Source organism: Thauera sp. ZXT1-4 (assembly GCF_052598215.2).
The window spans coordinates 1-10,955 of the sequence record NZ_JBQWSN020000047.1 but is presented as its reverse complement, the minus strand read 5'-3'; the positions used below and the strand labels follow the sequence as shown (position 1 = coordinate 10,955).

Sequence of the window (10,955 nt, the reverse complement as noted above, 5' to 3'; positions counted from 1 at the left end):
AAGCAGTTCCGGCGTCAGCGTTTTACGCCGATATTTCGTCACGAAAATAATATGTAGCTTAAGGTTAAAAACTGCGTGCGAACTAGATTTGTTGGCGTTTTCCATGGTTGCGCCTTAATAGAATTCTTGTAGTATATCCGCATGGAACGCCGCAAAGTCACCTTCAAGCTGTACCCCAACGCACGGCAGGCCGAACGGCTCACCGGCTGGGTGCGCTTGCACTGCGAGCTGTACAACGCGGCGCTGCAAGAGCGCATCGAGGCATACCGAAAGTGCGGCAAGTCGATCTCCTATTACGACCAGCAGAACGTCCTACCCGAAATCAAGGCAGCACGGCCGGAACTGGTCGAACTCGGTAGTCACGCCCTGCAGCAAACCCTGCGCCGACTCGATCTGGCCTTTGCCGCGTTCTTTCGCCGCGTCAAGGCTGGACAGACACCGGGATTCCCTCGGTTCAAGTCGTCGGCACGGTTCTCGGGCTTTTGCTATCCCGATCCTGCGGGCTGGAAACTCATGCAGTGCGGCAAACGCGGTGGAACGCTACGCCTGGGCAGCGGCAAGGATGCGATGTCCATTCGCTTGCGCGGTCAACATCGATTCGGTAGTGAGGCAAAGCCCAATGATCTGACGATCACTCGAAAGAACGGCGAATGGTTCGCCTCCGTGACCTTGCGCGTGCAGGAAACGGCCTGTGCTCGTGAGCGTAGCGATGCCCAACATCGCGGCATCGATTTCGGCATCTCCGACTGGGCAACCTTCGACAACGGCAAAGCAATTGCGAACCCAAGATGGGTGCGGGAGGAGTTGCCGAAACTGGCTGCGCTGCAAAGGGAGCGGGCGAGAAAGCGTAAAGGCTCGCTGCGCTACAAGCGCATCTCCTGGCAGGCGGCTCGCCTGCATGAGCGGATCGCCAACCTGCGTCGAGAGTTTGTGCATCAGCAAACCACGAAGCTCGTTCAAACGTGCGCGGTGATCGCCACGGAAGAACTGGCCCCAAAGAACATGAGCCGCAGTGCGCGGGGAACGGTGGAAGCACCGGGCCGGCGCGTGCGGCAGAAGGCCGGGCTCAACCGGGAAATCCTCTCGGCAGCCTTCGGTATGGCGCATCAGATGCTCTCGTACAAAGCGGCGGAAGCTGGCACGAGGCTGCACCTGGCGAATACACGCCAACTCAAACCCTCGCAACGCTGTGCGAAGTGCTGGGCCACCGTGCCCAAGACGCTCGCCCAGCGAGTGCATGTCTGCCCGCATTGTGGGCATACGGCACCCCGCGATCAAAACAGTGCGTCGGTGGTCCTCATCGATGCGCACACGCCTGGAACGGGCGTGGCGGCGAGACCCAAACCGCTGCCGACCGTAAGGTCGCGCAAGTCAAGGTCTATGACCCGCGAAACCCCCGCTACAACAACGCAAGGCGTTTAGCGGTGGGAGGGTTCATCGCAACAACTCCAGGTCGATCCCGTGCCCACCGAACATCACTCCGTCTCCCGACAGCAACCAGTCGATACTGACGCCGAAGGCCTCGCGGAGGCCGAACAAGAAGTCAGCCCCGGGTTCTTTTTCCCGCGCACGACGTCGCTGATGAAGCCAGGCGAGCTCTTTAGTCGGCGGGCACATTCTGATTGCGTGATGTGCAGATGATGGATCACCGTTAAAAGTCGATTACCAAGCCCTTCCAGCTTCGTTTCCGATTCGCTCGTCTTCAATGTTCTTCGTCCTTAGGCCAGGATGGGAAAGGTATCAGATGCGCGGAACGTCACTTTGTCGTCGTCGATCGTAACCGTATGTCCAGGCAGTTCAACGATTGCCTGGACCTGACGCCGGAAGTCGCTTAAATCGTCGGTGCTTCCTGCCTGGTCCTTGAGTTTGGCCAGACCGATGCTGAACGTCGTTTGGTGGGCGCAATACTTCCTGGCCAGCTCATAAAATCGCCGTTCCAGCGCCGTCTTGAGCTGAAAATAATCTGGATGGATGCTGACGACCTCGTGGGCTCTAAGCGCATTGGAAATCCATTTGGATAAGGCGATTTTTATATGAATCACCCGACCGGCTGCATTCGCCTCCTTAGTCATTTCCCATGAACTGATAATTCCGAAACCTCCCTTTATGCGCCTCCCCCCCGTTCGTATGTTGGTTTCGATGAATGTCCCACGCAAACGCCCAAGTGCGCATTCCGTTTCCTGTTCGGCGTCTGCGTTCAGCGGCCTGTTGGTTGATACAAGGTAGTCGCTCAATCGGAAGCGAACAACTGTGCCGCACGAGTCCGACATGACGACGTTTATGCCTTTTACCGCCAGAGATGTGGCAAAAATCAGCAAATCCTTGTCGAACTGGGTCGCTCGCCCATGGATGGGGGAGGGATAAATATTGACGCGGCTTTTCCCGTCCTCGCCTTTCCATTCCCACGCGGTCTGATCAGGCTTGCTGGAAATCGCGAAGATGGCCGCCTCCATCGTCACTCCGTCTTCCTTCAAAACGTAATCGAAGAAGTCGGTCAGGAAAAGAGGCTGGTCTAGGTGGTCCAAGGGCGCCAGTGGTGGGCATTCAGGTGTGGCTGCAACTTGAGCGGATAAAACGGGTACGGAGTTTTCGGATTTCAATGCAGGCCTCGGTTATTCCTGTTGCGCGTACTGCTTATGCGCCACTGCCAGGGCGGTTCCGGGTTCGCGTCGACCCAAAGCCCGATTTTTTTTGGCGGGCAGTGCGCTCAAGATCGATCAGAGGGGAGTCGACGGACGCATACTGCTTATAAACCCAAGCCAAACCCAACTCGACCATCTTGGCGTTGGCATTGACTCCCTCACACGTCACAGTGCCCACGTTGCGCCCGTAGCGATCGATGGTGTGAACGGTGACCTGTGCCGTCTTTCTATAGCACAACCCGCTAAGCGCCTGTTTGGCCCGCTGACCAAAAGCTTGACCGCTCGCCTCTGGGGCGTCGATCTCGGCCAGCCGAACTCGATGCTCCCTTCGTCCCGAATCAAGAACCGTCAACGTGTCGCCATCAGCTACGCCGACAACAGTGCCGACGATCTCTGAGGCGCTTGAGAGGGCGGGGCAAGCGTAGAAGCTCAAGGCAACGGCGAGGAAACAAGCTTTCAGCATTTGGCGGACTCTTCCACGAGAGATCTCGCGCTGATGAAGCTGCGCTTCAGTGCGGCTAGGAAGGGGAATGCGCGGGCATTTGTTCACGTGACCGTGCGTCACCTGTGGTGTTGAGTTCGAAAAGCCATTCGCCATTCTCGTTGGCAGTGACAGTGATGAAGCCTTGGGCAACGAGGTCAAGAAGACCGGCCTGATATTTTTTGTGCTCACCAACATGCTCTATCCATTTGGGCGCCAACTCCCAAAGCGTCTCAGGGTTCTCGTGGCGAAGGGCTCGCAAAAGGTTTTTCGCCTCTGACTCTGTGTAACCGCATTCAACTAACCAATTTTTGCTCGCCTCAATGGGATTCTCAGACTCCATTTTCGTGCTCCACTCTATTGATCAATAGGAAAGCTCATTCTAGAGGACGAAAAATTATCGTCAAACGCCTGTCGTTTATTCTATTGTAATGAAAAAGCCCCATATCGTGATTAACGAATATGGGGCTGTGAGTGGGTCAGATACTGCACATCGGGCAGGCTATCAAATTCTCCTCGAACTCTTCCTCGGGGTCAGGCTCCTTCGGCTCATAGAGATCGAAGCACACGACATCGCCAGTCACGTCGTGAAGCTTTTTCAGCGCTGACTTCAAGCCCTGTCGATGCTCATACATCCATCCGAGAGGGTGGTCTTCTGCATCGACCGTTCGTGCCAACTCCTGCTTGATCCAGGCCGCATGCAAGGACCTACGCCCCCAGTCCACCAAATGACGGATCTGAGCAAAAGAGACCCCAGGCTTCCATGTGAAGGATTCGGCTGAGAGCTTGTCGGTGTCGACGAGATCGGCCGGCGCTTCGATGAAAGCGATTACCAGACGCAGTTCTTCGCGCATCTGATCTTCATCGATCCCTTTCAGCTCCGCTGTCGAGAGACGATGCTGGTAGAAGGTGTCCATCTGCTTCTTAATGCCCGCAAGCGAGGTAGAGAAGGTGACTAAGTTCTGCCACCAGACCCCATCCCCTCCCACGCCTGGATGCACGAGGAACTCGTAGGCGACGAAGAAGCCTGTCGTCCCAAACAACGACACTTCCCCCCTGCCCTGCCATCTCCCCCATGCAGAAGGAGATGCGTCCGGATCGATGAGCCGAGCCGGGATCGGGAAAGACAGGTGGTTTGCCGTGAGGCCAACTTCGGCCGTCACCGGGGTTGCATTGGCGGGGAAGCGACGCAGGTCCGCTGCACCCGGCTTCTCGACCCTCATCCCCCGTTTGAACTCGATCGGTTGCGCCTGGTAAAGACCGACCAGTTCGGTGGTCCGCTGAAAGGGGCAGCAGGAGCACCCGCTGCGTGAACGCCTGTCGTACGAGCGAGGAATACCGATCGTGTTGGCGAGCACCCTATAGACCTCTTTTCGCCTGAGATCGAGGTCTAAGAACGGCATGTGCGTCTCGATGAGCGGGTGAGCAAAGGCCAATCTTGAAGACTCATCGGCCCTAACGCCAACGTAGGTGTGCACAGCTTGGTTCTGCTGCATTTGGCCCTTCAAGAAGGCCTCCCATGGACGAAGCTTGAGCTCTCTTGTGCAGTAACGCGAAGACGCGGACGGCATGTAGCCGCCGAACTTCTCGATGAGCTCGTAGAGGCCAAGCTCGGGTTTGAGGCGAATAATCTGGACACCCAGGAAGGCCTCGAGCTTGTCCAGCGTGGTATAGATTTCGGGTTCCTCGGCTAGGGTGTCGGTGAACAGAAGCTTGAACTCGATCTCCGGGTACATCAGGTGCATGAGGATGGCCAGCGCACTGCTGTCGGCGCCGCCGCTGACCGGAATCCAGTGTTGGTCAGTGGGCTGGCCGGGTAGGGTGAACCAGGAGGGATCGACCCCCCAACGAGCCAAGGTATCGGGGGGGAGTTGCGAGAGTGACATGGTTTTCTCCTGAGGTTTGGGCTGTGCTCAGGAGATACCGGGTGGGGCTTGAGAATCGGCTCATGCGTCAGATGCAGGGCCAAGAAGGATCGCTGCGCTGGTTTTTAACTCATTGCGCCTTTATCCGCGACTAACATAGAATCAGGTGCGCTTGGCAGACAGCGTCCCGCTCGCAATGGGTAAGCCGTGATGGCACTGCCGCTTGTCCGTTTTCATTTGTTCCATCAACTTCTTGCCGAGGTCGATGGTGAGCGAGCCACCAATGACCTCTCGACCAAGGAGTTGTCATGTTATTGCTGCCAGCACACACCAAAGACGCAAAGGAAATGGCTCGCCGTCTGTGCGATGCCCTCCAGTTCCACGGCATTACGTCTGACGGTTACAACCCGGATGCGGAATTTTTGACGCTCCAGCAGACGCAGGAGCTCTTAGCGAAAGCGATGGGGCATCAAAGCTGGCGTCAGATGACGACAGTTCTGAAGGAACCTCACACCCCAATTTATATCGACAAAGGCCCCGATGATGCTGAGGAGCGATTCACCCTCCAGTTGGCACGGCTTTTGGGCTTCGATTACGCGCATGGGTCTGTGTTCCGTGTCATCTCGACTTCCGGAGTCGGTTTTTCACCGAAGTACAGGCGAGCGATGGAAGACAACGATTCGCCCTGGGGGCCAATCGAAGAAAAAGAAGAAATTGCTCCGGGGGTCGCGTCCATCACCACCGGCAGCCATGGAGGACTCCTGCTTTCTCCTGAACGCCAAGCAGCAATGCCGCCGCATTTGCGCCTTGGCCATGGAGCCTACGAAGAAGACGGAGAATACAACCTGGTTGCTCTCGGTTTTCCAGATGAGGCCGAAGCAATGGGTCTGTCTTTGGCGAACGCATTGGATTCGGTTGAGGTTATCGACTGGAACCGTAGCACACCGGTCGACGAATTAGATGAAAAAGAGGTGGTTGCTTACCTGGCACGATGCGTTTATTTGAACCGTCGCCCCGTTCGCTATCCAACCTCTACGGAAGTCCATCCAGGCGAAGAACTTCCTGAGTTTTGCTTTGTGCCGACTATTTGGGACTGGGTTCAGACCTTAAAGAACGCCCCTCGTGTTGACGGGGAGTGGCCAACACTAGCCGGTCCTTGGCATAAGCATTGGGCTTGGCAGGCTCGTGAAGAGGAACGAATGCAAGCGCGAAAGGCACACGACGAGGCCGCGCTTGCAGAAGTGGTCGAATCGCAGTCACCGGATCAAGACTAAGACCGGGCAGACCCTCGCCGGCAGCTCACTGACGCTGTTTTTCAGCCCCGGCGGAGTTAGAGGTACGGGTGTTTTACCGAGTATCTTCACGGGTAAAAGCATCTGTTATTGCGTCACCTACGGATGATATCGCATCAGAAATCTTGCCTACCAACTGTTCATAGCCGCCAAGGCCACACGCGTACCGTGCTTTAATCGTCGCATCCATCACCGCCACAACAAGCTGCGGAAACCGCTCTGCTGCGCCATCGCCGACAAAAGCGTTCACAGCCTGTATTGATTTACGCAGGAGGAGCACCGCATCACCAAAGTCGGTATCGGGATCAAGCGTAGAGCCGAAGGCCAGTTGAACGAGAGTGCCTGCCCGGGATTCACTTGAGTGTCCCAAAATGAACAGTGGATCTGCCCCGGCTTCCTGCGCACCATGAAGGTAATCCTTAGGGAAATTATCCCATTTCCCAGATTCAAGAGAAACCTGATCTTCGAGTGAAACCCCCGCCAGACAAGCGAACTGGGCTTGGCTGAGACCAAGTCGCTCTCTCTCCTGTATCAGCCTTGGTAGACATTCGCTAAACAGGGCCGGCTGATTGATAGTGACCACGTTTTTTTATCCTCAGGTTTATTCGTTTTAGTCCTGCTTGCTGTTCTTTTTAGAAAAAAGTGAATTAATAACAGTTGCCAAACCAATGATCGACATCCAAAAAGTCAGCCCACTTAGCAAAAGTGAATTCCCGAGAGAATGTGAGTAAAGCGTTAACAATTGTATGAAGTTTTTCCCAGTAAATAGCGCTGCGATTCCGAGAAGGATGAGAATCAGAAAACTGGTGAGCGCCAATATTTCAAGCGCATTGATGTCTGACATACTGGATGATTTTGATATTCTTGAGCCGGGCGTTGCATCCTCAAGTCGCTTGCGAACTTCCTGTAATTTGCGTTCTTTCACTGATTCGGGAATTCGATAAAGACCCATCAGTCTTTCCTTGAGTTAGACGGTTTTTACCGAGAGGATGAGCTGACTGGATGAATCGTCGCCGGCAGCTCACCGACGTCGTCCAGCTTGACCGCGATCGGCGGCAGCCAGCGCAGATCGAGCGGGCGGGCGGCGCTGGGAATTTGCGTGCCGTCCGGTCACTTCATCGGGCCAGTTCGAACCCCTCTCCATGAGAGATTCTAACGCCTGGCTCACCGATCCATCTTGTCCGTCATTGAGTGACAAACACGACGGCAGAAGACGAAAAAAACCCGGCCTCTCTTTGAAGAGAGAGCCGGGCTCCGGTTGTGCTCAGGCTTCAACCCGCGAGGGGTGAGCCTAGATTTCGATCGGTTCCTGGTAGTCGTTCAAGACTTGACTGCCTGCCTCCCTGAGTGCTTTTCCGTGGCATCAGGCCGAGGTTGTCGGCGCATTGCCGAAAATGGACGGATTGTCGCTTCGTAGCTCGACCGAGAACTTGTAGCCGAAGTCATCGTCCGAGGCTTCCCCTTGGGTGTCTCCGTTCTTGATTCGGCCAACGATTTCCTCGACTTGTTGAAGCATGCTGGTAGGCTCGCTATGCCTGGTGCCCTGGAGTTCAATGGTGATCTGTTTCAGCGGATGGGCGTGCATGGCCCAATCGATTCTGGCCCCATTGCTCCGCACCTGCTCGAACTGCATGGCGGCGCCATCCATTTCGAACGGGAGGCCGGCGATAATTCCTGCGACTTGCGCCTCATCTCTGGACGGATCGAGTCCGCATGCGTCCAGGAAGTCAAGCATCTGGGCAAAGGTACACGGGGTAGGCGAAGTTTGGCCGCCGCGAGTAACGCGGAAAACGATGTCCTCCGGCAAGCCCCAGCCTGCTGGAGTTGAAAGGTCGCTTTGGATGGTCGCAACGCTCGCTTTCTTCGCTGTAGGCCACGGGCGGGGGAAACTGTCCTGTTTCGGAAACTGAACGTCGGTCAGTGGAACAGCCGATTCGAGGTCACGCAAGAAGCCGTCCTGCGATTCCAGCCAGCCCACAACCCAAGGCTGTTTGGCAAGCAACTCCGGCGCTTCTCGCTGGAGCAATTCCAACAGTTCGCGGTTCTCATCAATGCGCTTGTAGATGCCACCGTGGTACCGGCTGAGAATTTTCTTCAACAGTTCGAGCGTCTTGTTCCCAAACATACACATCCTCTTTTCCTTGTCAGTTGGTGTGTTCGAGGAGTCCGCGAAGCACATCGGCGGCGTCGTACATCCCCAACCGGTTGGCGACCGCCTGCAAGTCCCGTAACTGCGCATCCGTGGCGTCCTGCCGCTGGCGCTGCTGCGGAATCATTGCGAGCACCGGGCGCATATCGACCGGCGTCCCGAGAGGATGAAGCACCTCATCGGTGCCGGCCTTGGTCGCGGCGTAAATCACGTCCAGCGCCTGCCGCTCTCCGTCCGACAGTTTCGGCGCCAGCCAGTCGTATGCGTTTCCGGGGGTCATCGCCGTCCTTTTCCGGGTTAGTCGGCACCGGCCTCAACAGGCCGGATGACGTTGCCTTCGGAATCACGCACTAGCGCCCAGCCGGTGCTCGACTTGTGCATGCGGACGACGGACACCTTGACTTCACGCATGGCGTTGATGACCCGCCCGTTCTCGGTGCAAAGGAACATGATGGCCTTGCCGTCGCGCACCGATGAAACCTTGCAGTGCCGATTCGGCATGCGCTTGTCCAGGTCACGCCAAATCTGACCCTGCTTGACCTCGATGCCGTCCTTGGTGGTCGCTTCGCTCATGTTCTTTTCCGTGGCGTCAGGCTCGCGCCATTTGTTTGAACAATTGGCCTGCTCTTTTAGCCGTGGCGACGAACTTGGTCACAGCATCACGCTCCAGGGTACGTTGAATCGCTTTGGCCGCAACCACCCCATCCGCCATCGAAGTGACGCAACAAGGGTGCATGCGTTGCGCCACCTCCCCAATAGCAAAAGCTCCAGGCACCGAAGTTTGACAATCGGGATCGGTCAGTACGAATCCACGGGGATCGCGGGCAAGCCCAAGGGATTTGGCATACGGCAGATGGGGCTCCCAGCCGTAGAGCACCACTATCTGGTCGTATTGGCGGCCAGAGACCGTGGTTTGTCTTTCGTCGACACTGTATTGCCCAACGTGGACATCCTCCACTGGAACGGTCTCAAGGAACTCCTTGCGCGCCCTAATCGACCTGGCGTAAATATGGACATTAGCCGCCCCGCGGTTCTTGATGAATAGGTAATTCTCGAAAGCATTGTCCCCACCACCCAGAATCGCCACCTGCTTGCCGGCAAAATCCTGGGATGCGACCTGGACTCCAGGGCCAACCAAGAGGTTCAGCGCAGCCTTCAGGTCGCCGGTTGATGGACGCACGCCGGACGCCAAAACCACGGTTTTCCCGTCGATCTGCGCCCCGATGTCTGTTGTGACGGCAAAGCCATTGCCTCTTGAGGAAACCTCGACAACAGCCTCGCCCAAACGGCACTCGATCCCATGGCTCAGTATGTGGGCATGCATCTCGGCCGCAACCTCGGCCCCCGACTTGCCGAAGATCGGCGCGATCCACTGGTTTGGATAGGGGCTGTCGTTTTGCAGGCCGCCGAGTGATGCCCGGCGCTCGATAATGCAAGGTTTGAATCCAAGCATCTTGAGCCAGAGCGCACAGGATGCTCCGGCCGGGCCTCCACCGACAATGACCGTATCAACCATGGGAGTAATAACCTTGAGCGCCCTGGCTCACTACCTCGCACTCTAGCCAAGCACCAGGCGCAAACGCATGGACAAGCTCGCCGCTGTTCATACTGAGGACCAGAACTCCGGACCCCGTAGTAGTCGCCTGGTGCGCTTCAATCTCCACCGGCCCGGCCGGTTTAGTGATCTTCCACTTTGTCGCCATGTCGAATTCCTTTTCCTGGTTATCCTGCGGCCTTTGCCGCCGCCCTCTCCGCTGCGGCAGAAAGCTCGCGCGCTGCAGTCGATACGCCACGCGCAGAGTCATCCAAGCCAATCTCACGTAGCCTGGACGCGTACCTCTCTGCTTCATGTGCCGCGCGCTCAAGGCCCTTGGCGAGCCGACTGGGGGATGGTTTGCGCTTCATGGTCTTTCCCTTGGTCAGATGTTTGGCGACCACTGATGGCCGCAGTCTTCGCAAAAGAACGTGAGTTCGGCCCCACGCAATCCGTTGTCCGCGACAGCGGAGGACGAGCAGTCCGGGCATTGTTGGCCGTGTCGGACGGCGGATTCGGTCAGCAATCCGTCGAGGCGAGACTGCTTATCCCTTTCACTTGCCCCAGAGAGCATCAACGCGACAGCGGCTTGGTCAGTGGAAAGTCGCATTGCATCCTTTTCCTATTGGCTGGCTTGTTTTGCCACGGTCGCGACATCAGCCGCCTCGGCCGCCGACAGCCGCCGGAACTGCGCACCGTCGTGGCCCCAAAGCTCGCCGGTTTCCATGTCGACCACGGCCCACTTGGCCGGGCAATGCGTTCTGAGCGTGATTTCGACCGGCTCATTGAGACTCGCAACCGACTTCCGCGATGGCAGTAGCTGACGCGACATCCCTGCAGCGGCCGGCTCGGGAATTTGCTCGATGGCCTGCACCTTGAAGTAATGCACCCATTGCGAACCGGATAAGCGACCGCCGCGCTTCTTCCCGTCCGCATATCAATGCCGTTTAGTTAGGCCACCGGCTTGTACGCGACCGGATAGCCGCGGCGCA

At 56.9% G+C, this 10,955-nt stretch carries 13 protein-coding genes; 2 read left to right on the top strand and 11 right to left on the bottom strand.

The features are described 5' to 3' along the window. The first annotated feature begins 141 nt into the window (after window positions 1-141). Window positions 142-1,422: an RNA-guided endonuclease InsQ/TnpB family protein gene (locus ACUH78_RS18080; RefSeq protein WP_445334319.1), complete on the top strand. Its 1,281-nt coding sequence runs from the start codon at window positions 142-144 to the stop codon at window positions 1,420-1,422. Between the two features lie 296 nt (window positions 1,423-1,718). Here ACUH78_RS18080 and ACUH78_RS18075 read toward each other — a convergent pair whose 3' ends face one another. The 4 genes from ACUH78_RS18075 to ACUH78_RS18060 all read right to left on the bottom strand — a co-directional run bounded on the left by ACUH78_RS18075 (window position 1,719) and on the right by ACUH78_RS18060 (window position 5,009). Further along, entirely contained in the window at window positions 1,719-2,600 is an 882-nt protein-coding gene (locus ACUH78_RS18075) for a replication initiator protein A (protein WP_445334318.1), read from the bottom strand. A 34-nt stretch (window positions 2,601-2,634) separates the two neighbouring features. Next, complete coding sequence (locus tag ACUH78_RS18070) at window positions 2,635-3,105, bottom strand: thermonuclease family protein (protein WP_445334317.1); 471 nt, start codon at window positions 3,103-3,105, stop codon at window positions 2,635-2,637. Window positions 3,106-3,160: 55 nt separating this feature from the next. Next, the gene (locus ACUH78_RS18065; protein ID WP_445334316.1) at window positions 3,161-3,466 is read right to left on the bottom strand and encodes a hypothetical protein; all 306 of its coding nucleotides are present in this window, start codon (window positions 3,464-3,466) and stop codon (window positions 3,161-3,163) included. Window positions 3,467-3,602: 136 nt separating this feature from the next. Next, window positions 3,603-5,009, bottom strand: a complete 1,407-nt coding sequence (locus ACUH78_RS18060) for a phosphoadenosine phosphosulfate reductase domain-containing protein (RefSeq protein WP_445334315.1) — start codon at window positions 5,007-5,009, stop codon at window positions 3,603-3,605. A gap of 287 nt (window positions 5,010-5,296) precedes the next feature. Here ACUH78_RS18060 and ACUH78_RS18055 point away from each other — a divergent pair, with 287 nt between their 5' ends. Beyond that, a complete protein-coding gene (locus ACUH78_RS18055; protein WP_445334314.1) occupies window positions 5,297-6,262 on the top strand; it encodes a DUF7007 domain-containing protein in 966 nt (321 codons plus the stop codon). A gap of 73 nt (window positions 6,263-6,335) precedes the next feature. Here ACUH78_RS18055 and ACUH78_RS18050 read toward each other — a convergent pair whose 3' ends face one another. The 7 genes from ACUH78_RS18050 to ACUH78_RS18020 form a co-directional block, all read right to left on the bottom strand. Further along, window positions 6,336-6,863 (bottom strand): hypothetical protein, encoded by a 528-nt coding sequence (locus tag ACUH78_RS18050; RefSeq protein WP_445334313.1) that lies wholly within the window; start codon window positions 6,861-6,863, stop codon window positions 6,336-6,338. A gap of 27 nt (window positions 6,864-6,890) precedes the next feature. Further along, window positions 6,891-7,232 carry a hypothetical protein gene (locus ACUH78_RS18045; RefSeq protein ID WP_445334312.1) on the bottom strand — a complete coding sequence of 114 codons (342 nt, stop codon included), beginning with the start codon at window positions 7,230-7,232 and terminating at the stop codon, window positions 6,891-6,893. 411 nt (window positions 7,233-7,643) lie between these two features. Beyond that, window positions 7,644-8,405 carry a hypothetical protein gene (locus tag ACUH78_RS18040; RefSeq protein WP_445334311.1) on the bottom strand — a complete coding sequence of 254 codons (762 nt, stop codon included), beginning with the start codon at window positions 8,403-8,405 and terminating at the stop codon, window positions 7,644-7,646. A gap of 19 nt (window positions 8,406-8,424) precedes the next feature. Then, a complete protein-coding gene (locus ACUH78_RS18035; RefSeq protein WP_445334310.1) occupies window positions 8,425-8,709 on the bottom strand; it encodes a hypothetical protein in 285 nt (94 codons plus the stop codon). A 17-nt stretch (window positions 8,710-8,726) separates the two neighbouring features. Then, entirely contained in the window at window positions 8,727-9,002 is a 276-nt protein-coding gene (locus ACUH78_RS18030) for a hypothetical protein (protein WP_445334309.1), read from the bottom strand. A gap of 16 nt (window positions 9,003-9,018) precedes the next feature. Then, window positions 9,019-9,945: an NAD(P)/FAD-dependent oxidoreductase gene (locus ACUH78_RS18025; protein ID WP_445334308.1), complete on the bottom strand. Its 927-nt coding sequence runs from the start codon at window positions 9,943-9,945 to the stop codon at window positions 9,019-9,021. Between the two features lie 640 nt (window positions 9,946-10,585). After that, entirely contained in the window at window positions 10,586-10,852 is a 267-nt protein-coding gene (locus ACUH78_RS18020; RefSeq protein WP_445334307.1) for a hypothetical protein, read from the bottom strand. Window positions 10,853-10,955 lie beyond the last annotated feature (103 nt).